The following is a 22,748-nucleotide window of genomic DNA, read 5'->3' as shown; positions in this document are numbered from 1 at the left end:
ATGAATCAATATCTACTCCTTCCTCATTTTGATCCGAGCATTTTTACTTTTGGTGATAGTAATATCGGCTTGCGTTGGTATGGTTTAATGTATTTACTTGGCTTTGTATTTGCCCGTTGGCTTGCTGTACGACGAGCCAATAAACCAAATAGCGGTTGGACGGTTGAGCAAGTGGATACCTTACTTTTCAACGGTTTTATGGGGGTATTTCTAGGGGGACGTATTGGTGATGTGTTCTTCTATAACCTTGATCATTTCTTACAAGATCCGATTTATTTGTTCCGGGTATGGGAAGGGGGAATGTCGTTCCATGGTGGATTAATCGGTGTAATTATTGCGATGATCTGGACGTCTTATTCGCAAAGACGTCATTTCTGGCAAACGGCAGATTTTGTCGCACCCTTAATTCCTTTTGGTTTAGGATTAGGGCGTATTGGCAATTTTATTAATCTTGAACTTTGGGGGCGTGAAACCAATGTGCCTTGGGCAATGATTTTCCCAAATGATCCTCTTTTATTGCCTCGTCACCCTTCGCAACTTTATGAAGCCTTTTTAGAAGGATTTGTTCTCTTTATCTTGCTCAATCTCTTTATCAAAAAGCCACGCCCGATGGGCTCTGTTGCCGGTTTATTCTTAGTTGGCTATGGGGTGTTCCGATTTATTGTGGAATATGTGCGAGAGCCGGAAGTGGAATCTTTCCTTGGCATTATGACCCGTGGTCAAGCCTTGTGTTTACCGATGATTATCGGTGGCGCATTGATTATGTGGTGGGCTTATACACGCAAAAGTGCGGTAAAAAATTAAGGAGTTTTTTATGAAACAATATCTCGATCTTTGTCGCCGCATTATTGATGAAGGGGAATGGATTGCTAATGAACGCACGGGAAAACGTTGTTTAACAGTGATTAATGCTGATTTGGAATATGATGTCGCCAATAACCAATTTCCCCTTATCACCACAAGAAAAAGCTATTGGAAAGTCGCGATTGCAGAGTTTTTAGGTTATATTCGTGGTTATGATAATGCGGCGGATTTTCGTAAACTCGGCACCAAAACTTGGGATGCCAATGCCAATGAAAATGCAGCATGGCTTACCAATCCTCATCGTAAAGGTACGGACGATATGGGACGGGTTTATGGCGTTCAGGGTAGAGCATGGCGTAAACCGAACGGCGAAACGGTGGATCAACTTCGTAAAATTGTGAACAATCTCACTCAAGGCATTGACGATCGTGGTGAAATTATGACATTTTTCAACCCGGGTGAAATTGATCTTGGCTGTTTACGTCCTTGTATGCACACACACACCTTCTCTCTTGTGGGTGATACTCTGCATCTCACCAGTTATCAACGTTCTTGTGATGTCCCTTTAGGGCTGAATTTCAACCAAATTCAAGTTTTTACTTTTCTCGCATTAATGGCGCAAATCACTGGAAAGAAAGCGGGTAAGGCGTTCCACAAAATTATTAATGCGCATATTTATGAAGATCAACTGGAATTAATGCGTGATGTGCAATTAAAACGTGAACCTTTCCCACTGCCGAAATTGGAAATTAATCCGGATATTAAAACCCTCGAAGATTTAGAAACTTGGGTGACGATGGATGATTTCAAGGTGATTGGCTATCAATCCCACGAACCGATTAAATACCCTTTCTCAGTGTAAGGCAAAAAAGTGCGGTCGGATTTTGATGAGAAATTTATGCGCCATGCTTTGAGCTTGGCGGATAAAGCCGAATCCTTAGGTGAAATTCCCGTAGGCGCTGTCTTGGTCGACAGCGAGGGGAATATCCTTGGGGAAGGTTGGAATCTTTCCATTATTGAAAACGACCCGACCGCTCACGCCGAAATTGTGGCATTACGCAACGCGGCAAAAAAGGTACAAAATTATCGCCTACTGAATACCACCCTTTATGTCACACTCGAACCCTGTACTATGTGTGCCGGTGCGATTTTACACAGTCGAATTCAGCGTTTGGTGTTTGGTGCTCGAGATTATAAAACCGGTGCGGTAGGTTCCCGTTTTCACTTTTTTGATGATTATCAAATGAATCATACGGTCGAAATCACCGGTGGCGTATTGGCACAAGAGTGCGGTGAAAAATTAAGTGCTTTTTTCCGTAAAAGACGGGCGGAAAAGAGGTTAGAAAAGGTAAATGCAATATTCTAAGTGTAGGCTTTACTTATTGTAAATATTTTTGAATTAACTTAGCTAACCACTGAATGTCTCTATGAGATAATACAAAAAACACTCTTAAAACTGACCGCACTTTAAACTTGCCAGTCAATTTCCTTCATTCCGTTTTCTTTAAGATAAGCATTTGTTTTGGAAAAATGTTTGCAGCCGAAAAATCCTCGATGTGCCGAAAGAGGAGAGGGGTGGGGAGCGGTTAAAACACAGTGGCGGGATCGGTCAATCATACTGCCTTTTTTCTGAGCATAGCTTCCCCAGAGCAAAAAAACTAAATTTTCACGCTGTTCATTGAGTGCGGCGATGACACGGTCAGTAAAAGTTTCCCAACCTAAATTGGCATGCGAGTGGGCTAATCCCCGTTCAACAGTCAAAACAGTATTGAGTAATAACACACCTTGTTCTGCCCACTTCACTAAATAGCCATTACTTGGCATTTGAAAGCCCGGAATATCTTGACTTAATTCTTTGTAAATATTTAATAAGGACGGAGGAATAGCGACTTCAGGTTTCACTGAAAAGGCGAGACCGTGTGCTTGGTTTGGTCCATGATAAGGATCTTGCCCTAAAATCACCACTTTGACATCTTCAAACGCCGTGTATTTAAAGGCATTAAAAACCTCTTCTTGCGGAGGATAAATAGTTTTCCCACTTTGTCTGGCAAGGTGAACTTGTTTTAATGTGTGTTGAAAATAAGGCTGCTCTTTTTCTTTGCCGATCACATCTGTCCATGTTTTCATCATCAAATCCTCTTCAAGTTGAGTTGTAGTATTATAAACCAAGTTCCAATCTATGGAATGAGTTAATTTATTGATTAAATGTTAATTGAAGTTTAGAAATAGGTTTCATTGCAAGAGAATTTTTTCATTCAGCTAAAAACTTGTAAAAAGAGGCTGGTTCTTAATCAAAAGAATTTGAAGTATTAAAATTTTTTGATAAAATCTGAGCAGTTTTATGATTATCCCCATACAAATTAGGAGTCTATTATGATTAAAGGTATTCAAATTACCCAAGCAGCGAATGACAATTTACTTAATTCATTCTGGTTACTAGACAGCGATACCAACGAAGCACGTTGCTTATGTGCAAAAGGTGGATTCGAGGAAGATCAGGTTGTTGCAGTGAGCGAACTGGGTCAAATCGAATATCGTGAATTACCGGTAAATGTCGCACCAACTGTAAAAGTGGAAGGCGGTCAACATTTAAACGTGAACGTATTACGTCGTGAAACCTTAGAAGATGCGGTAAACAACCCGGATAAATATCCACAATTAACTATCCGTGTTTCAGGTTATGCCGTGCGTTTCAATTCTTTAACTCCGGAACAACAACGTGATGTGATCACTCGTACTTTCACTGAAAGTTTATAATTTCAGATTGAATGAGAGAAACCCCGATTTTATCGGGGTTTTGTTTTTCTAAAACTCAGAAAAAATCCACCGCACTTTCCTTTCTTTCCTAGCGATTTTTATGCTTTTCAGGTACAATCCGCCAGTTAAATTTAATGATTTTTGAGAAAACCAACACATTTATGAAGAATATTCGTAACTTTTCTATTATTGCCCATATTGACCATGGTAAATCCACTCTTTCCGACCGTTTGATTCAAACTTGTGGTGGGCTTTCCGATCGTGAAATGGAAGCACAGGTATTGGATTCAATGGATCTTGAACGTGAGCGTGGCATCACTATTAAAGCACAGAGTGTAACGTTAAATTACAAGGCTAAAAATGGCGAAACCTATCAATTAAACTTTATTGATACGCCGGGACACGTGGATTTTTCCTATGAAGTATCACGTTCTTTGGCAGCCTGCGAAGGGGCATTATTAGTGGTGGATGCCGGTCAAGGTGTTGAGGCGCAAACCCTTGCCAACTGTTACACGGCAATTGAAATGGATCTCGAGGTGGTGCCTATTTTAAACAAAATTGACCTACCTGCGGCAGATCCTGAACGTGTGGCAGAAGAAATTGAAGATATTGTGGGCATTGATGCGATGGAAGCCGTGCGTTGCTCGGCGAAAACCGGACAAGGCATTGAAGATGTATTAGAAGAAATTGTGGCGAAAATTCCTGCACCGGAAGGCGATCCTGACGCACCATTACAAGCCTTAATCATTGATTCTTGGTTTGATAATTATCTGGGCGTAGTTTCCCTTGTGAGGATTAAAAACGGCACGCTACGCAAAGGCGATAAAATTAAAGTGATGTCCACAGGACAGGCTTATAATGTGGATCGCCTTGGTATTTTCACGCCAAAACAAGTGGATACCACGGTATTGAATTGCGGTGAAGTGGGCTGGGTGGTTTGTGCCATTAAAGATATTTTAGGCGCGCCGGTGGGCGATACCTTAACCTATCAACATCATCCGGCAAGCGAGGTTTTATCGGGCTTTAAGAAAGTGAAGCCACAAGTTTATGCGGGGTTATTCCCTGTCAGCTCGGATGATTATGAAGCCTTTCGTGATGCCTTGGGTAAATTAAGCCTCAATGATGCCTCATTATTCTATGAACCGGAAAATTCAACGGCACTGGGTTTTGGTTTCCGTTGTGGTTTCTTGGGACTACTCCATATGGAGATTATTCAAGAACGTTTAGAGCGGGAATACGATTTAGATCTGATCACAACAGCTCCGACAGTAATTTATGAAGTGCAAATGACAAACGGTGAAGTCGTTTATGTAGATAGCCCGGCGAAATTGCCACCGCTTAATAATATTTCCGAAATTCGTGAACCTATTGCGGAGTGTAATATGCTCGTGCCGCAAGAATACCTCGGAAATGTGATTACGCTCTGTGTGGAAAAACGTGGAGTGCAAACTAATATGGTGTATCACGGTAATCAAATTGCTTTGACTTACGAAATTCCAATGGGTGAAGTAGTGCTGGATTTCTTCGACCGTTTAAAATCCACCTCACGCGGTTATGCTTCCTTAGATTACGGTTTTAAACGTTTCCAAGCGGCGGATATGGTGCGTGTGGATATTATGATTAACAGTGAACGTGTGGATGCCTTAGCCTTAATTGTGCATAAAGATAACGCACAGTATCGCGGGCGTGAACTGGTGGAGAAAATGCGTGAATTGATCCCTCGTCAGCAATTTGATATTGCGATTCAAGCGGCGATTGGTAATCACATTATTGCACGTTCAACGGTGAAACAATTGCGTAAAAACGTTTTGGCAAAATGTTATGGTGGTGATGTGAGCCGTAAGAAAAAACTTTTACAGAAACAAAAAGAAGGTAAAAAACGAATGAAATCCCTTGGAAATGTGGAAGTACCACAAGAGGCGTTTCTTGCGATTTTACATGTAGGTAAGGATAAATAAGGAACAGTATGTCTAATTTATTTTTCGTGATTTTTTTAGCCGTAGGCTTTGGTATTTGGAAAGCGTTGGATTATTTCCAATTACCCAATACTTTTAGCATTTTATTGTTGATTTTGACAACGGTTTCAGGCGTATTATGGTGTTATCATCGCTTTGTTGTTATGCCGAAACGCCAACGTAAAATAGCTCGTGCCGAGCAGCGTTCCGGTCAGGCATTAACGGATGAAGAAAAAGCAAAAATCGAACCTATTTCGGAAGGTTCGGAGTTTTTGTCTTCATTATTTCCTGTGCTTGCTGTGGTGTTCTTTGTCCGTTCGTTTTTATTTGAACCTTTCCAAATCCCTTCCGGTTCAATGGAGTCAACATTGCGTGTAGGCGATTTTTTGGTGGTGAATAAATATGCTTATGGCATCAAAGATCCTATTTTTCAAAATACGATTGTTGCGGGTGATAAGCCGCAACGTGGTGATGTCATCGTATTTAAAGCACCGGAACAAGCTTTACTTCGTACCGGATTGGGCGCAACCCGAGCAGCCTATGCGGAAAATTTAGCGTTAACCTCAAAAAATAATATGTCCGGTGTGGATTACATAAAACGTATTGTCGGGCAAGGCGGAGATCGTGTTATTTTCGATATGGAGCAAAAAACATTGCAAATTGTGTACAGTAAAGAAGGCAAGCCTTGCGATGTAAATTGTGAAACCAAAACGTTTGAATATAGCCAAAATCCAACGAATCCGGCATTTCCGAATGAATTGGAGTTGACTGAAAAAGGCGATGTAATACATAACGTGTTAATTAGCCCGTATCGCCGTTATGCTGGACCGGAATTTTTCCCACAAGAAGGTAATCCAACGGCGGAGTGGGTGGTGCCGGAAGGACAGTACTTTGTTATGGGAGATAATCGTGATCACAGTGATGACAGCCGTTTTTGGGGATTTGTGCCGGAAAAAAATATCGTCGGTAAAGCCACTTATATTTGGATGAGCTTAGAAAAAGAACCAAACGAATGGCCGACAGGCTTACGTTTCGAACGTTTCTTTACAGCAATTAAATAAAATGAATCATTTAGAGAGATTAGAGCGAAAAATCGGTTATCAATTTAGGGATATTTCGCTCTTAAAATTAGCACTCACCCACCGAAGTGCTGCCACAAAACATAATGAACGCCTAGAATTTCTGGGCGATTCTATCCTCAATTTCACGATTGCCGAAGCCTTGTATCATCAATTCCCTCATTGTAACGAAGGTGAACTGAGTCGTATGCGGGCGACTTTAGTGAGAGAAAAAACATTAGCGGTGTTAGCACGTCAGTTTGAACTGGGAGAATATATGTCTCTTGGTTCAGGTGAGTTAAAGAGCGGTGGTTTTCGCCGTGAATCAATTCTTGCGGACTGTGTGGAAGCTATTATTGGCGCAATGTCGTTGGATCAAGGTATTATGCTCACAACGCAAGTGATCCGAACTTGGTATCAATCCTTGTTGGCAGAAATTAAACCGGGTGATAATCAAAAAGATGCGAAAACCCGCTTACAAGAGTATTTACAAGGTAAAGGGCTGGTATTACCAAGTTATAAAGTCGTGAATATTCAAGGTGAACCCCATTGCCAGACTTTCACCGTTGAATGCAAAGTGAAAAATGTGGATAAAATTGACCGCACTTTTGTGGGGAAAGGATCAAGTCGCCGTAAAGCAGAACAGGCTGCAGCAGAAAAAATTTTAAAAGAACTGGACATCAAATGACAGAACAATTTGACAAAACTTATTGTGGCTTTATCGCCATTGTAGGTCGCCCGAATGTGGGGAAATCAACGCTCTTGAACAAAATTTTAGGGCAAAAAATCTCAATTACATCACGCAAAGCACAGACCACCCGCCACCGTATTGTTGGGATCAAAACCGAAGGGGCTTACCAAGAAATTTATGTGGATACTCCGGGGTTACACATTGAAGAAAAACGTGCCATTAACCGTTTAATGAACCGTGCGGCAAGTAGTGCTATTGGCGATGTGGATCTTATCATTTTTGTGGTGGACGGAACCCATTGGAATGCCGATGATGAAATGGTGCTAAACAAACTTCGCAACGCGAAAGCGCCGGTAGTATTGGCGATTAACAAAGTGGACAACATCAAAAATAAAGATGATTTATTGCCGTTTATCACTGAATTAAGCGGAAAATTTGATTTCGCCCATATCGTGCCGATTTCAGCCCAACGTGGCAATAATGTTCATGAACTGGAAAGAATTGTACGTTCAGCTTTGCGTGAAGGGGTACATCATTTTCCTGAGGATTATGTGACAGACCGCTCGCAACGTTTTATGGCATCAGAAATTATCCGTGAAAAATTGATGCGTTTTACCGGTGAAGAATTGCCTTATTCGGTGACCGTTGAAATTGAACAATTTAAAGTGAATGAACGTGGTACTTATGAAATTAACGGATTGATTTTGGTGGAACGTGAAGGACAAAAGAAAATGGTCATTGGTGCTCGAGGACAAAAAATCAAAACCATCGGTATGGAAGCCCGTGCGGATATGGAACGCTTATTTGATAACAAAGTTCATCTTGAATTATGGGTGAAAGTGAAATCAGGCTGGGCGGATGATGAGCGTGCATTACGCAGTTTGGGCTATATGGATGAATAAAAGTGCGGCTTTTTTTCCGTAAGTTTTATGAGGTAGAAAGCCGGTATTATGTCGCAGTGACTGAAACACGATTTAGGCGTTATTTGTAGGGACACACTGCGTGTGTCCCTACATTTTTTCCCTTATTCCAGAAGCACAAGCATAAGCGGAGCTCCACGCCCATTGGAAATTGTAACCGCCGAGCCAGCCGACAACATCTAGTACTTCGCCGATAAAATATAAGCCTTTCACTTGCTGACTTTCCATCGTTTTGGAGGAAATATGGTGGGTATCGACACCGCCCATGGTCACTTCTGCCGTGCGATAACCTTCCGTTCCATTGGGGGTAAATTGCCAATGATGAACCAAATCCAACAGATTTTTTAGCCGCACTTTACTGAGGCTAGCAATCACTTCATCTTGAATAAAACCTTGTTCGATCCAACGTTCTACTAATTTTTTGGGAAGTAAACGTGTCAGCACGGTTTTTAACATCAGTTTTGGCGAGTGTTGTTTCATTTGCTGGATTTCATCTTCCAAATTATGCGTTGGTAACAAATCAATTTCCACGCTTTCATTCGGTTTCCAATAATTGGAAATTTGCAATACGGCAGGGCCGGAAATACCACGATGAGTGAAAAGCAGCTGATTGTGAAAAGATTTTCCGCATTTTGCGGTGATGGTAACGGGTAGGCTAATGCCTGAAAGTGCGGTCAAAAACTTATCGGTTTCATGATAAGTAAAGGGAACAAGGCTAGCCCTCGGTGGAATGACCGGAATATCAAATTGTTCAGCGATTTGGTAACCGAAAGGTGTTGCACCAAGCCCCGGCATAGAAAGACCACCAGTGGCAATCACCAAATTTTTACACTGCCATTGCATCGCGTTTGCGGTTACGCTAAAGTGTACTTTTTCATCATTTTCAATGCGTTCCACTTGTGATATTTCACTGCGTAAGTGTATCTTTACTTGGTATTTTTTACATTCTATTGCCAACATTTCTACGATTTTTTCCGCCCCTTCATCACAAAAAAGTTGTCCGAGTTCTTTTTCGTGATAGGCAATGCCATATTCAGCCACGAGCGAAATAAAATCCCAGTTGGTATAACGTGCAAGGGCTGATTTGACAAAATGAGGATTTTGCGAGAGATAGTGGGCAGGGGTGACATCAAGATTGGTAAAATTGCAAAAACCACCGCCGGACATTAAGATTTTTCGCCCGATTTTTTTACCGTTATCCAGTATAGTGACTTCTTTGCCTAATTTTCCTAATTGTGCCGCACAAAATAAACCTGCGGCACCCGCACCGATAATGAGGGTTTCGGAATAATGCTTCACTGTGTTTGCCCTCGATCTAAAAATTCTAACATTTTCATTCGTTGAATCACCATACGGCGATCAACGGCGGCATTGCCGCTATCTAATAATTGCTGTAAATAATCTTTTGCCTGTGCATAGTTGCGTGCTTCAAGGGCAAGGGTTGTCAGCAAAGAGATGCTAGAAATTTCTTTGGGATCTTGTGTGAGGGCCTGGTTCAAAAGTTGTTGGACTTCTGGGGTAAGTTGTTGCCCCGCTTGATAATAAAGTGCGGTTGCTTTTAAACCTAAAATATTCGGTTTAGCGCCTACTAATTTTTCTGCGTTTGTATAGGCGATGAGGGCATGAGTAAATTCATTGTTTTGCACATAAGCCTCACCTAACTGAATCCACGCTTCTACATTGTTCGGATCAGCCCGCAATTTATCCTGAATTTTCGTAATTACATCTTCTTTTTTGTGGAAGTCTGCCATTTCAATTTGCTTGTTATGTTGGGAAATCATCGCTTGCTCACCTTCTTGTAGGCGTGAAAAACGGTCAAGGGATAAATAATAGCCAAGCGGAATGGCAATGAGTAACGCAAAAATACTTAGAGCGATTTTTCCATTGCTCTTTTGGGAAGAACGCGTGCATGGCTCGTTTTGCTCGAGATCGTTGAATGTGGAAAGGGAGGCGTTATCCTTGAGCTGAGGTGTTTTTTGGTGAGAATGCCAAACTAATCCGGCGGCTAAAATGAGTAACCCAATGGGTAATAGCCATAATAATGCGGTATTCCATTGAAAAGGCGGCTTATAATTCACGAAATCACCGAAACGTGCCGTCATTGTATCAATTATTTGCTGATTGGTTTTGCCTTCATTCACCATATTATACACTTCAATGCGTAGGTCATAGGCAATGGGAGAATTGGATTCCACCAAGTTTTGATTTTGACACTGAGGGCAACGTAGCGATTTTGCCAATTCTACGGCACGGGTGCGATCCGCCGAGCTTTTGAATTGGTAAGTATCCACCATTTCCGCTTGTACAAATAAGCTAAAGGCGAATAAAAGTGCGGTTAAAAAGGTTCTCATTTTTTCATTAATTGTTGAATTTTGGGAATAAAGACATTTTTCCAGGTTTCTCGATCAAGTAGCCCTGAGTGACGATAACGAATAATACCGTGAGCATCCACTAAATAGGTTTCCGGTGCGCCATCTACACCGAGTTTCATTGCAAGTTCACCGTGGCTGTCATCGATGGTCAAAAGGAAAGGATTTCCCATTCTTTTGAGCATTTCACGCCCGTTTTGTGGATTATCCCTATAATCAATGCCGATGATCGGAGTGGTTTTGGCGATATCCATTAATAGCGGATGTTCTTCTTTGCAGTAGCCACACCAACTGCCCCAAATATTCAATAAAAATGGTTGTTTTGGGAAATTTTTCGGACTGATCGTTTGCGAAGGATTAAGCAAATTTGCTTGATAAAACTCCGGTATGGGTTTATCTATTAGTGCAGAAGCAATCTTTTTCGGATCTTGGTTCAACCCGGCAATTAATAGGAGACATACACCTAAAAGCATCAAGAGCGGTGTAAAAAAAAGGAGTTTTTTCTTCATCATTTTTCCTGTTTTCGGCGTAAAGCAAATGTGCTACAAAGGGCACCTAATGCCATTAAAATTCCCCCTGCCCAAAGCCAACGAATAAGCGGCTTGTAATGCAGACGGAAAGTAAATTCCCCTTTTCCGAGAGAATCTCCCATCACAATATAGAGATCACCCCAAAATCCGCCACTTAAACCGACTTCGCTCATCGTCATGGTGCGGACGTCATAATAACGGCATTCCGGTATGATATTGGCGTAAGGTTCACCCTTTTCCGTGACATCAAAAAATGCTACTTCTGCTGTGAAGTTGGGACCGATTTCATTAGAGAATTGGCGGTAATGAAATTCGTATTTCCCGAGTTTTTGGCTTTGTTGCGGTGCAAGGCGAACCCCGATTTCACTACCAAAATAACTGCTCATCACTGCCCCCATCGTAGCCATTGCCACACCGCAATGGGCTAGAATCATACCGAGTTGTGCAAGGCGGATTTTTCGCCAATTTTGCCATAAAGTAGCAAAGAAAAGCCAGATGGCAAGGGTTAATAAAAGGAAGGCGAAGCCATGGAAACGGAGGGATTCATTATGATGAATTTGTTGCCAAATCATCAATAAGGCAATGCCTCCGGCAGGGATAATCAATAATAAACGGCGTATAAAAAAAGATTGCTCAAACCTCACCCAGCGTAATGAGAGAGAAACGACCATAGCCATTAACATGACCGTCAAAATGGGTAAGAAAATGCTATTGAAATAGGGGCTGCCGACAGAAATAGATCCCCAATCCATCGCTTGAAATAGCATGGGGTAGAACGTACCTAAAAAGGTGGAAACCGTGGCGATGGTTAATAAAATATTGAGTAATAAAATTCCTCCTGCTTTTGAAATAAGCTGAAATTTGACCGCACTTTGTTGAGTATTTGAGCGTAGTGCGAATAACCCAAAAGCAAATAAGGTGAGCAAAAAAAAGATGAGTAGTAATGCATAACCACGGGTATTATCTACAGCAAAAGCATGAACGGAGGTGAGTGCTCCTGAGCGAACAATAAAGGTGCCGAGTACACTGAAGGCAAAAGTGAGGAGAGAAAATAAGGTTGTCCAATAAGGGAATACGCCTTGTTTTTCCGCAATGACTAAGCTATGTAGTAAAGCAAGTCCGAGTAGCCAAGGCATCAGCGAGGCATTTTCCACCGGATCCCAAAACCACCAGCCACCCCAGCCTAGTTCATAATATGCCCACCATGCCCCTAGCACGATACCTAGGGTTAAAAATAGCCATGAAAATAAGACCCAACTTCGCATTTTATCGGCGATTTGTTGGACGGATCGATGATGAATGAGCGCGCTTAGGCTTATGGCAAAATTCACAGCAAAACCCACGTAGCCGACATAAAGCAACGGTGGATGGAAAATTAATCCGATATCTTGCAACATTGGGTTGAGATCACGCCCTTCTATTGTGGCTGGGAAAATGCGTCCGAAGGGATTGGAATAAAACAAAATAAATACGGCAAAGCCAAAACAAATCACCCCCAGTAAAGATAAGCTTTGAGAGGAAAAAGTGCGGTCATTTTTTCGGTTAAAAAAAGCAAAAGCAGTAAGCCATAAACTCAATGAAAATAACCAGAATAACATAGAACCTTCGTGTCCTCCCCAAGTGGCTGCGACTTTGAAAAAAGTCGGGAGCTGGGAATTGGAATGGGCTGCCACGTATTCAAGGGTGAAATCATCAATTGCGAAAGAATAAGCGAGAATACCGAGAGAAAACGTAGTTGTTATAGTGAAAATGTAGCTTAACCACCAAGCAGAATTGATTAAAGTGGGATTTTTTTTGAATAAACCGACTTGTGGGAACAATGCAAGAAACAGCGCACTGATAGTTGCGATTAAAAGGGAAAGGAAACCAAGTTCTGGAAGCATAATAAATTTGTTTTTCAGTGGATAAAAATCGGGTTTCAAAAAAGAAAGGCGCATATTAATACGCCTTTCTCCATAAAACAACTTCTCTAAGCGACGGTTAATTGTCCTGCATACAAAATAAAGTAGCGTAAGCAGAGAACCCCGATCAAGTCGAAAATCGACACCCAAATAATGAAAGTGCGATTATATTTGAATCGATCGGAGGCAAACATATTGGCAATTAATGGTATTAAAATTCCGATAAAGAATACACCAATCCAGAATACCGCTCCCCAGAATCCCGAAAGCGCATTGTATAATGCCAAGGTTTTTTGTCCACCGCCAAAATATAATCCCACAAAGAAACACACTAATAAGCCAAGTTCAGTTACCATAATCGGCACTTCAAATTTGTGAATGAAGTGAGATTCGTGAGAATCACCTTTCAATTTACCGGCTATCAGAATGATTAAGAATGTGGCTGCAATTCCCGATGACGTGCCTGATGCTAAGAATAATGCCGGTAATACCGGATTATTTAGCATTGGGTAGCTGATTAAGGCGGACAGTAGGAAACCGGTATAGGCGCCTAACACCGCGGCAAGAACGAATAAAATCACTTCTACGGGGCTAATTAACCGTTCGGCAATGCTAATTAATTTCATCACAAATTTTAGTTTTGGTATAAAACGGTGAATGAGTGCTTCAATTTCATTTTTGAATATCACTACACCCCATAACACCAAGAACAGCATATAAATTTGGAAGAGCATCACCCCCATGGACATAACAGAATTGAATTGATAATTAAACATCAATTTCCAGAATGTCCAAGGACGCGCCAAGTGGAAAATTAACAGGGTTAAGCCGATTAATGTCGGCACCGAACCTAAAATCACACCGGCACGAATGATCCAGTTTTGGCTTGGGTTTTCCAATTTATGACTACGTTTAAATGCAATAGCTAATTGTACCGCACCGGATGAGATCCCAAGTAAAAACAAATAGATCGCAATGGTTGAATCCCACACTAAATTTGGCGTGTGGAACGGAACAGGATAATCTAACGTCATCTTCTAGGCTCCCCATGTTGGAATGGAATATGGTAGAGATTTGGTTGTGTCCCTAATTCCACTTTTGTGCGATAAACCGGTTTTTCTTTTACTTTACGGGCGACTTCACTGGTCTGGTTGTTCATATCGCCAAAGATTAACGCTTTTGTCGGACAAGCTTCTACACAGGCGGGCTGTTTACTCTTGGCTAAATTGGTATCACGACAGAAGTTGCATTTATCTGCGGTTAAATGTTCCGGATGAATAAAACGCACACGATACGGACAGACCGCAATACAATATTGGCAGCCTACGCATAAATCTTTATGCACATCGACAATGCCCGTCTCTTTATCAATAAATGAGGCACCGGTTGGGCAAACCGCCACGCAAGGTGCATTGCTACAATGCTGGCAAGATTGGCGGAAAAACTCATATTTCTGGTTTGGAAATTCACCATAAGGTTCGCTACGCAAAATCTCTAAACGAGATACGCCTTGCGGCACTTGGTTGACATCACGGCAAGCATCCATACAGGCTGTACAGCCAATGCAAGCCGTTTCATCATGTATCATTGCATAACGTTTGGTTTTATCTGCCTTATCTTCTTTTGCTAAAGAAGTTAAAGGTGTTCCCGTCATAAGGATCACAGCCCCCATGCCGGAAACAAAGTTTCGGCGTGAGCAAGTTGTCATTGTTTATCCTTTTGTTCGGTTGATTTTTCTTGTTCGGCTTGGCGTTTTTGTTGTTCACCATGACAGTCAACACAAAGTTTAACTCGTTGTTTTGGTTGAATGCCTTTCATTGCATCTTCTTTTGGATGAAGGGTGTGACAACTTGCACAAGGCAATTTCATCGCATGTACATCGTGTGCCCATAATTTCTCGCGGAGTTTATCCGGTTGGTGGCAGGCAAAACAGACTTGGTTTTGTTCTTGCACGGAATACATTGGTTTTTTCTCGCCAAAAATATCCCCTTCAAAACGCATGACATCTTTCGCACCACGACGGTGGTTTTCTGTAATATTACCGTGACAGCTTACACAGGTGATCGGCTTGCCGTTATTTGGATTTTTTTGGTTTAAATGTGTGCCATGGAATTTCCCAAAGTGCAATTCACCCCCGGATTGATCCAAGGTTTGATTTTTATCTACTTTGTCAAATTTATGACATTTCGCACAGTATTGGTTTGGGTCACGCTGATTGTCTAATTGCGGTTCATAATTTAGTGCAGAATCCGTTTGTGCGTGGGCAATCATTGGTGTCGCTGCAGCAAAGACAAGAAATGCTGTGGCTTTTGCCATATTGCGAAGGAAAGAAGTTAAATTCATTTTGGAACCTCAAATTTATTATGGAAAACGACCGCACTTTTAGCACAAAAGTGCGGTAACTTTTCTTACTATTTTGTTGCGGTATCTTCGACTAATTTGCCGTTAGCTTTTGCTTCTTTTTCCCATTGAGGTACAACTGTTTTTAAGAATTCTTCTTTTGCTTGACGTTCTTTTTCAATATCAATCCCCATCACTTTCCATGCTTTTTCAGCGGTAGAAATATCAGGGATTTCAACCGGTGTTTTTACGCCGTGTTTTGTTAAGATAGTCGCGAGTTTAGCACGTGCATCTGCTGCTCTATCTAAACCAGAACCTAATACGCGGAGCATCACATCAGGTGCGTGCATGTGACCACCGTGGCTTGCCGCAGCATAGTCCCAACGCCATTGAGCGTGGCGGATATCCATTAATGCCGCTTCCATTTCTTCTTTGCCAGCACCGGCATCCCAAGCTGCTTTAGCTTCAAAGTGAGCTTTCACCACTTGATCTTCTAAGCGACCCATCACATCTTTCACGTCTTTTTTACGTGAAACCACGATCTCTTTTAATTTTTCTTTACTTTGATCATGACAGTTTGCGCAAGTTGAATCGAAGGCATCAAATGGGTTTTGGATTTGGTGATCCGTATAAACTTTACCATCAGCATCCTGTACTTTCGGCATATGACAATCCACACAGGTTACGCCATTTTTACCATGCATCCCTAAAGACCAAATTTCAAAGTCAGGGTGCTGTGCTTTTAACATTGGTGCTTTAGAAAGGGAGTGAGTCCAATCGCTGAAACCAATATCATCATAGTATTTTTCAATATCATCGACTGTTTGACCGTTATTCCAAGGGAAGGTTACTTGTTTGATGTCGCCGGCAAAATAGTATTCAACGTGACAGTTTGCACAGATTTCCGCACGTTTTTCAGTACGCGCTGCTGTATTAAAACTAAGATCAGATTGTGCCTTTCCTTCTGCTTTTGCTTTAGCCTGTAAGGCATTATTGAGGTGATCTAAGGCACGTAAAACATGTGGGCGTGCAATGCGTAATGCAGGTTTGCCTTCTGCAAAATCTTTTGATGTTGTATCGTGGCAATCAGCACAACCAATAGAATTGACGATTTCAGGTCCACCTTTTGCCCATTTTGCATTGAAATAGCCTTCTTCGCCCCACTCAGCGATTAAACGCGGTACATCGGGACCTTTACATGTCCAACAAGCCATTGGTTGAGGACCGTCATTAGCGGTTTTTGGTGCGCCGGTACGCAAAATATTACGTACATCTGTAATCGCATAAGCGTGCCCACGAGGTGCGTTATACTCTTTAGAAAACGCATAGCCGCCCCAAAGCACGATTAAACGTGGATCTTCTTCGTCGGCATAAATTAGTTTGTCGCCTTTTTCTGTTGCTTTCCAAGATTGGAACTGTTTGGGGTATTTTTCTGCGAATTTTTCGCTTACGGCTTCAATTTTTAAATTTGGGTTTGGTGCTTCAACGGGTTGCTCAACCGGTTTGTAAACCATTTCGGCTATTGCCGAATTATAACCGCCTAACGCTGCGAAAGTGGCAGCTAAGATAAGACTTTTTCTTAATGTATTCACGATAAACACTCCATAGCAAAGTGGGGAAAAATAAAACTATTCAAATGCAAATTATTATTGATAACTTATTGATCTTACTTAAAAAGATACTTCAGTTTGGAAGTAACGATAACAAAAGTATGGTGATTTTCTAGGGCTATTTGTGAAAAAGTTGCTTTAGATCAAAGGAAAAAATAAAAATACACCTAAAGAGTTAGTTGGGGGGATTGAAGGGGGGGAGTAACGAATTTTTAACCGCACTTTGGTTTCTTTACAGTATTATGCAAAACAGTAATTTTAACGAAACATAGGAACACACTGCGTATGTATGTTATAAAGTCAAACCATAGCAAAATGTTATAAACGGACACACGCAGTGTGTCCTTACAAATAAACCTAAAATTAGGTTTATGAAACTGCATTATGTAGCAGTTTCTTTATATAAAGTGCGGTCGAATTAATTTATTGTTTCCAATTTATGCGTTCAATTAATGTTTGCTTCACTTCTTTGCACGCTGTCCCAAATCGGTAATGGTGTAGGACAGCGGAAGACTTGAACAGTTGGATACCAGAGATTGGTTGGGTTAACCAAACCCCAACGCCAATCACCAACATAAGACAACATTAATAAACTTGGTATGCCCATTGCACCTGCAGCATGAATGACAGAAGTACAAGTTGATACAAGGCAATCAAGATGCATTAACATCGCAGCCGTTTGGGCAAAATCTTTTGCATTTTTAGTCACCTGTGGAATATTATATTTTTCCAATAGCTGTATTTCTTGTTCATTACAAGCCTTTTGAACACAATACCAATCAATCCCAGGCATTTGAAATAAGGTTTCAATATAGTCTAAGTTATGGATAGAACGGTATGCATCATTTTCATTTATTGGATCACCACGCCAGGCAATGCCGACTTTTAAATTGCCTGTATCCGGAAATAAATTTGCGGTTTTTCTTTGAGTACTTGATTTCGCAAAAAGGTAAGGGTGTCGTTTCGGCAAATACTGAAACGGTGTACTTACATAAGCTAAAATCTCATGGGGATAGACCCAGTAATCAAATTCACCCAGAATTTCCGCTTGTTGACTTAATTTGGATGAGTCAATCACCTGATCAATATCAGGATGGGTGGAAAGGAGTGAAACAATAGGGCTTTGCACAATCCATTTTACTGTTTTTGCGCCTTGACTTTTAAAATAATAAGCTAGTTGTGCAAACATAATTTCATCACCTAAACCAAATTCAGTCCAAACCACAATAGTTTTTCCTGCTAAGTGTTCGCCTTTCCAACGTTTATCATAAAATTGTTCCAGAGGTGGTGTTGGGGTTCGACGTAGATGAGCATTGCCTAAAATTTTTTCCCGTTGCTGAAATCCTATTTGATAGTTTCCATTGGCTAAAGTGTTTAAGGTAGAATAAATATTCATTACCGGGGTAAGCGTCCTGTCAAACAAGCGTTGCCAACTTTCGTAGCTAACAGAAGGAATGTTATGAAATAGTTTAGCTCTAATAAAGTGAGGTAAAACGGAGCGTGGATTGACATATTCCATTTTTTCCAACAATGGAAGAAGGTGAATGGTTGGAGACTTCTCATTAAGAGCCTGTATGATTTGTGACTCGAGTTCAGCCACATTGAGCGTATTTTTACTAAAAATCCAAATGCCGGGATTCGAATTTTCGTGGAAAGTTAAAAGTTCCGGAAAAAGTGCGGTCAACATTTTAGGTGTTTTTTCAACAATACGTTCCATCAATAATAAACCGTCATTTTTCAGCACTCTTATCCAACATAGTAGATTTTCTTTGGAATAAGCGAGATCCGCATCGACAAACATAGCGGAAAAAGTAGAGTCCTTTGTATGTTGAAGTTTATCCTTCGTACCTAATTCCCGATTCCAAGAGCGAAGTTGTAATTTTTCAAGAAATTCTTGATTAAAATTAGTCATCATTAAATCGGAACAAAGTTTGAGTGCTATATTTTGTTCGGTCATTTTGTGTTATTCCTGATTGGCATTTGATAAGTTGAATTTGAATGATCTGTTAAGAGATTGTAAGGATTGTAAGAGTTACCCACTTGGCAATGGGTAACTATAAATTTAAATGAAAAAAAATCAAGTGGAGATAAGAATAATTAATTTGAAGGATGTTAAGATAAAAAACATACGACAAAAAACTTTTCTGTTACTTAGCTGACATTGAAGGAAATGTTTTAAGTCTATTACTCCGGCACGAAAAACTGCAAATTGAGAGCCTGTTTGAGGAACAATAAGTTTTTACTTTTTCTTTTGACAGTGAGGACAAATATAGCTGTTGCGTTGCCCAATAACTAAACTTTCAATTTTTGTACCGCACTTTGGACAAGGTTTACCTTTATTACCATAGACCAGTAATTCTTGTACAAAATAACCGGGGCGTCCATCAGGCTGTAAAAAATCTTTGAGTGTTGTCCCCCCTTGTTGTATCGCTTGTGTCAGTACGGATTTGATCGTATCTGCTAATAATATACATTGTTTTCGGGTTAGATTTGCCACCACTTTTTGTGGATGTAAGCCGCATAAAAATAAACTTTCATTGGCATAAATATTACCGACACCGACAACAATTGCATTATCCATTAAGAAGGTTTTAAGTGCGGTCAATTTTTTACGGGATTTTTTAAAAAGATATTCGGCGTTAAATTCGTCAGAAAGCGGTTCGGGACCGAGTTTCAAAAAAAGATGAAATTCATCAAGGTTTTCTGTCCATAACCATGCGCCAAAACGGCGGGGATCGTTATAGCGTAATAATTTCCCATTGCTCATGACAATATCCACATGATCGTGTTTATCAATAGGGCTATCATGCGGTACAATTCGAACAGATCCCGACATACCTAAATGCCCAATGATGTATCCGTTTTCCGTGTGGATAATCAGATATTTTGCTCGACGCGAAAGCGTTAGAATTAGCACGTTAGACAATTCCATTAATTCAGGTGAAACAGGCCAGCGTAATTTAGGTTGGCGAACAATAATTTTTTCAATAATAAAACTTTTTAAATAAGGGCTTATACCACGTAGGGTGGTTTCAACTTCAGGTAATTCAGGCATAGTTGAGATCTCTAATAAATTTTGTGTACAAAAAAACCCGAGCAATCTCGGGCTTTTTCAAATCAGCAAAATTATTTGATTTTTGCTTCTTTATAGATAACGTGTTTACGTACTACCGGATCAAATTTTTTGATTTCCATTTTCTCAGGCATATTACGTTTGTTTTTATCGGTTGTGTAGAAGTGACCGGTCTCTGCAGTAGAAACTAAACGGATTTTCTCACGAGCGCCTTTCGCTGCCATGTTTTAGCTCCTTAGATTTTTTCGCCACGAGCACGGATTTCAGCTAACACTGCATCAATGCCTTTTTTATCAATAATACGCATACCTTTCGCTGTTAAGCGTAAAGTTACGAAACGGTTTTCACTTTCAACCCAAAAACGGTGGGTGTGAAGGTTTGGAAGAAAACGACGACGTGTCGCATTCATTGCGTGTGAGCGGTTATTACCCACAGCTGGACGCTTGCCTGTTACTTGACAAACTCTAGACATAATAATCTCCAATAATTAAATATAAGCTCGAGCTTACGTTTCGGATTGTTCTAAACCTAGTCTAACTAGATTTGCTGCCTCGTCAGGTCGCGCAAATCCGACCCGCTTACTATATTAAAGGTGGCAGATTATACTGACTTTATTTCCATTTCTCAAGTATAAATACGATTTTCCTAGAGGGAGCGAGAAAAAATAAGTGGTTTTCATGAGAATTAAAGAAAATTATGCTCAGCAAAGGAATAACAGTCGTTTTTTCCTACGATGAAATGATCGAGAACACGAATTTCCATTAATTCTGCCGCCTCACAAATTTTTTGTGTGACGAGCTGATCTGCATGGCTGGGTTCTGCTATCCCCGAAGGATGGTTATGCACTAAAATGATTGCCGCTGCATTACAATAAAGCGCTTCTTTAATTATTTCGCGCGGATACACGTTTGCTACATTAATTGTGCCTAAAAATAACCGCTCTTTTTTTATGAGCCTGTGTTGATTGTCTAAAAATAACACCATGAAAATTTCCCGTTCTTCGTGTTGTAATTCCATTCTCAAATAGAATTTAACGGTTTCAGGTTCTGTAAAAATTTGTGCATGAAACATTTCTTGTTTAAGGTAACGTTTGGTCATTTCAGTGGTGGCTTGGAGTTGAATAAATTGTGTAATACCTAAACCTTTCATTGCACAAAAAGAGGTTTGATCGGCAGAAAGCAATGCTCGGATCGAACCAAAATGCTCAAGTACTTGTTTGGAAAGCTGCATAACGGGACAATTTTTTATACCGGTGCGTAAAAAAATTGCCAGGAGTTCATGGTCTGAAAGTGTGGTCACGCCGTATTTTAATAATTTTTCACGCGGCATAAGTTGAGGAGATTCCATCGCATTATTTTGTGTTAATAAAAATCTTTCGGATTTTGATCGCTCTCATATTATTCGACAAGTTTAGAGTATGAACACTGCGTAACGGATCGCGAAAATAAAATTTTTTATTCAACTAAATTGAAGTAAAATACAGGAATTGTGGTTAACCACTAACAAATTAAATGGAGAGGAAATGAAGCTAAGCGGAAAACGTATTGTCGTGGGGATAACCGGAGGAATTGCAGCATATAAAACCATTGAATTTATTCGCTTATTACGTAAAGCTGAGGCTGACGTTCGTGTAGTATTAACACCCTCTGCCGCAGAGTTTGTTACACCACTGACTTTACAGGCTATTTCAGGTAATGCGGTCTCACAGTCCTTACTTGATCCTCAAGCGGAACTTGCCATGGGGCACATTGAGCTTGCAAAATGGGCTGATGCAATAGTAATCGCACCGGCGAGTGCTGATTTTATCGCACGTTTTACTGTTGGAATGGCAAATGATTTACTTTCTACGATTTGCTTGGCAACTAATGCACCGATTTTTCTTGCGCCGGCAATGAACCAACAAATGTTCCATCAGCAAATAACGCAACAAAATTTGACCGCACTTCGAGCAAGGGGCATACAACTTATAGGACCAAATAACGGTGTTCAGGCTTGTGGTGATATAGGGGTGGGACGGATGTCGGAACCGACGGAAATATTTGCGATGCTTTCAGATTTCTTCACGAGAGATCAAGACTTGCAAGGGGTAAAAGTGGTGATTACAGCAGGACCTACCCGCGAAGCCATAGATCCCGTGCGTTATATTTCTAATCATAGTTCTGGAAAAATGGGCTTTGCTATTGCTGAAAATTTTGCGAAACGTGGTGCGGGTGTGACATTAATTACAGGACCTGTAACTTTATCGACACCGAATAATGTAACTCGTATTGATGTGTTATCGGCGAAAGAAATGTGGCAGGCTGCACTTGAAAATGCCGTTAAAAATCAGATTTTTATTGGTTGTGCGGCGGTAGCGGATTATCGTGTTGCGGATATTGCAGATCAGAAAATTAAAAAATCTGCTGATGAAATGCTACTTAAATTGGTTAAAAATCCGGATATTATTGCAGATGTAGGGCATTTAACGGAGAATCGTCCTTTCACTGTGGGATTTGCGGCAGAGACACAACATCTTTCCGATTATGCAAAAGAGAAACTTAAACGTAAGAATTTAGACATGGTTTGTGCGAATGATGTCTCTGAGGGGCAGGTATTTAATGCCGATGACAATGCTTTACAGCTTTTCTGGAAAGAGGGGAGTAAAACCCTTTCTTTAAAATCAAAAACTGAACTTGCTGCTGATTTAGTCAATGAGATCGTTGAACGATACCAAAAAACATTATAATTTTTGACCGCACTT

The 22,748-nt window shown here is 40.7% G+C and carries 23 protein-coding genes; 9 read left to right on the top strand and 14 right to left on the bottom strand.

Going from position 1 to position 22,748, the window contains the following annotated elements:
* Genes lgt through tadA form a run of 3 tightly spaced genes read left to right on the top strand, consistent with a single transcriptional unit; the run spans position 1 to position 2,170 of the window.
* A complete protein-coding gene (gene lgt / locus BKK47_RS01675) occupies positions 1-804 on the top strand; it encodes a prolipoprotein diacylglyceryl transferase (RefSeq protein WP_425271829.1) in 804 nt (267 codons plus the stop codon).
* A 10-nt stretch (positions 805-814) separates the two neighbouring features.
* On the top strand, positions 815-1,666 hold the full coding sequence (locus tag BKK47_RS01670) for a thymidylate synthase (RefSeq protein WP_077493192.1): 852 nt from the start codon (positions 815-817) through the stop codon (positions 1,664-1,666).
* 9 nt (positions 1,667-1,675) lie between these two features.
* On the top strand, positions 1,676-2,170 hold the full coding sequence (gene tadA, locus BKK47_RS01665; protein WP_341860482.1) for a tRNA adenosine(34) deaminase TadA: 495 nt from the start codon (positions 1,676-1,678) through the stop codon (positions 2,168-2,170).
* 101 nt (positions 2,171-2,271) lie between these two features.
* On the opposite strand, the gene ung is transcribed toward tadA, so the two are convergent.
* Positions 2,272-2,931 (bottom strand): uracil-DNA glycosylase, encoded by a 660-nt coding sequence (ung, locus tag BKK47_RS01660; RefSeq protein ID WP_077493191.1) that lies wholly within the window; start codon positions 2,929-2,931, stop codon positions 2,272-2,274.
* A 246-nt stretch (positions 2,932-3,177) separates the two neighbouring features.
* Here ung and grcA point away from each other — a divergent pair, with 246 nt between their 5' ends.
* The 5 genes from grcA (at position 3,178) to era (ending at position 8,167) form a co-directional block, all read left to right on the top strand.
* Positions 3,178-3,561: an autonomous glycyl radical cofactor GrcA gene (grcA, locus tag BKK47_RS01655; RefSeq protein ID WP_018357171.1), complete on the top strand. Its 384-nt coding sequence runs from the start codon at positions 3,178-3,180 to the stop codon at positions 3,559-3,561.
* A 161-nt stretch (positions 3,562-3,722) separates the two neighbouring features.
* Positions 3,723-5,519 carry a translation elongation factor 4 gene (gene lepA / locus BKK47_RS01650; RefSeq protein WP_077493225.1) on the top strand — a complete coding sequence of 599 codons (1,797 nt, stop codon included), beginning with the start codon at positions 3,723-3,725 and terminating at the stop codon, positions 5,517-5,519.
* A gap of 8 nt (positions 5,520-5,527) precedes the next feature.
* On the top strand, positions 5,528-6,577 hold the full coding sequence (gene lepB / locus BKK47_RS01645) for a signal peptidase I (protein WP_077493190.1): 1,050 nt from the start codon (positions 5,528-5,530) through the stop codon (positions 6,575-6,577).
* 1 nt (position 6,578) lies between these two features.
* Positions 6,579-7,262: a ribonuclease III gene (gene rnc / locus BKK47_RS01640; protein ID WP_077493189.1), complete on the top strand. Its 684-nt coding sequence runs from the start codon at positions 6,579-6,581 to the stop codon at positions 7,260-7,262.
* Positions 7,259-8,167 carry a GTPase Era gene (gene era / locus BKK47_RS01635; protein ID WP_077493188.1) on the top strand — a complete coding sequence of 303 codons (909 nt, stop codon included), beginning with the start codon at positions 7,259-7,261 and terminating at the stop codon, positions 8,165-8,167. Before rnc ends, era begins: the two co-directional genes overlap by 4 nt.
* 108 nt (positions 8,168-8,275) lie before the next feature.
* On the opposite strand, the gene BKK47_RS01630 is transcribed toward era, so the two are convergent.
* The 13 genes from BKK47_RS01630 to radC all read right to left on the bottom strand — a co-directional run bounded on the left by BKK47_RS01630 (position 8,276) and on the right by radC (position 21,337).
* The gene (locus BKK47_RS01630) at positions 8,276-9,484 is read right to left on the bottom strand and encodes a BaiN/RdsA family NAD(P)/FAD-dependent oxidoreductase (protein ID WP_077493187.1); all 1,209 of its coding nucleotides are present in this window, start codon (positions 9,482-9,484) and stop codon (positions 8,276-8,278) included.
* Positions 9,481-10,536, bottom strand: a complete 1,056-nt coding sequence (gene nrfF, locus BKK47_RS01625) for a heme lyase NrfEFG subunit NrfF (RefSeq protein ID WP_077493186.1) — start codon at positions 10,534-10,536, stop codon at positions 9,481-9,483. The genes BKK47_RS01630 and nrfF overlap by 4 nt, the downstream gene beginning before the upstream one ends.
* Positions 10,533-11,063 (bottom strand): DsbE family thiol:disulfide interchange protein, encoded by a 531-nt coding sequence (locus BKK47_RS01620; RefSeq protein WP_077493185.1) that lies wholly within the window; start codon positions 11,061-11,063, stop codon positions 10,533-10,535. The genes nrfF and BKK47_RS01620 overlap by 4 nt, the downstream gene beginning before the upstream one ends.
* Positions 11,063-12,967 (bottom strand): heme lyase NrfEFG subunit NrfE, encoded by a 1,905-nt coding sequence (gene nrfE / locus BKK47_RS01615; RefSeq protein ID WP_077493224.1) that lies wholly within the window; start codon positions 12,965-12,967, stop codon positions 11,063-11,065. Before nrfE ends, BKK47_RS01620 begins: the two co-directional genes overlap by 1 nt.
* Positions 12,968-13,053: 86 nt before the next feature.
* Positions 13,054-14,019 carry a cytochrome c nitrite reductase subunit NrfD gene (gene nrfD, locus BKK47_RS01610; RefSeq protein ID WP_077493184.1) on the bottom strand — a complete coding sequence of 322 codons (966 nt, stop codon included), beginning with the start codon at positions 14,017-14,019 and terminating at the stop codon, positions 13,054-13,056.
* The gene (nrfC, locus tag BKK47_RS01605; RefSeq protein WP_077493183.1) at positions 14,016-14,693 is read right to left on the bottom strand and encodes a cytochrome c nitrite reductase Fe-S protein; all 678 of its coding nucleotides are present in this window, start codon (positions 14,691-14,693) and stop codon (positions 14,016-14,018) included. Before nrfC ends, nrfD begins: the two co-directional genes overlap by 4 nt.
* Positions 14,690-15,328, bottom strand: a complete 639-nt coding sequence (gene nrfB / locus BKK47_RS01600; protein ID WP_077493182.1) for a cytochrome c nitrite reductase pentaheme subunit — start codon at positions 15,326-15,328, stop codon at positions 14,690-14,692. Before nrfB ends, nrfC begins: the two co-directional genes overlap by 4 nt.
* 68 nt (positions 15,329-15,396) lie before the next feature.
* Positions 15,397-16,917: an ammonia-forming nitrite reductase cytochrome c552 subunit gene (gene nrfA / locus BKK47_RS01595; protein WP_208603956.1), complete on the bottom strand. Its 1,521-nt coding sequence runs from the start codon at positions 16,915-16,917 to the stop codon at positions 15,397-15,399.
* A 463-nt stretch (positions 16,918-17,380) separates the two neighbouring features.
* On the bottom strand, positions 17,381-18,892 hold the full coding sequence (locus BKK47_RS01590; protein ID WP_077493180.1) for a hypothetical protein: 1,512 nt from the start codon (positions 18,890-18,892) through the stop codon (positions 17,381-17,383).
* 282 nt (positions 18,893-19,174) lie between these two features.
* On the bottom strand, positions 19,175-19,990 hold the full coding sequence (gene mutM / locus BKK47_RS01585; protein ID WP_077493179.1) for a bifunctional DNA-formamidopyrimidine glycosylase/DNA-(apurinic or apyrimidinic site) lyase: 816 nt from the start codon (positions 19,988-19,990) through the stop codon (positions 19,175-19,177).
* Between the two features lie 71 nt (positions 19,991-20,061).
* Positions 20,062-20,232, bottom strand: coding sequence for a 50S ribosomal protein L33 (gene rpmG, locus BKK47_RS01580; protein ID WP_005613503.1), 171 nt, complete (start codon positions 20,230-20,232; stop codon positions 20,062-20,064).
* Positions 20,233-20,243: 11 nt separating this feature from the next.
* Positions 20,244-20,480 (bottom strand): 50S ribosomal protein L28, encoded by a 237-nt coding sequence (gene rpmB, locus BKK47_RS01575; protein WP_005542826.1) that lies wholly within the window; start codon positions 20,478-20,480, stop codon positions 20,244-20,246.
* Between the two features lie 212 nt (positions 20,481-20,692).
* Positions 20,693-21,337: a RadC family protein gene (gene radC / locus BKK47_RS01570; protein ID WP_425271830.1), complete on the bottom strand. Its 645-nt coding sequence runs from the start codon at positions 21,335-21,337 to the stop codon at positions 20,693-20,695.
* A 193-nt stretch (positions 21,338-21,530) separates the two neighbouring features.
* Here radC and coaBC point away from each other — a divergent pair, with 193 nt between their 5' ends.
* Positions 21,531-22,733 (top strand): bifunctional phosphopantothenoylcysteine decarboxylase/phosphopantothenate--cysteine ligase CoaBC, encoded by a 1,203-nt coding sequence (gene coaBC / locus BKK47_RS01565; protein ID WP_077493177.1) that lies wholly within the window; start codon positions 21,531-21,533, stop codon positions 22,731-22,733.
* Positions 22,734-22,748: the final 15 nt, after the last annotated feature.

This window comes from Rodentibacter mrazii (assembly GCF_001998825.1).
Taxonomy (GTDB): Bacteria; Pseudomonadota; Gammaproteobacteria; order Enterobacterales; family Pasteurellaceae; genus Rodentibacter; species Rodentibacter mrazii.
Note: the sequence above shows the minus strand (reverse complement) of the source record. Positions and strands in the feature narration are given on the sequence as shown.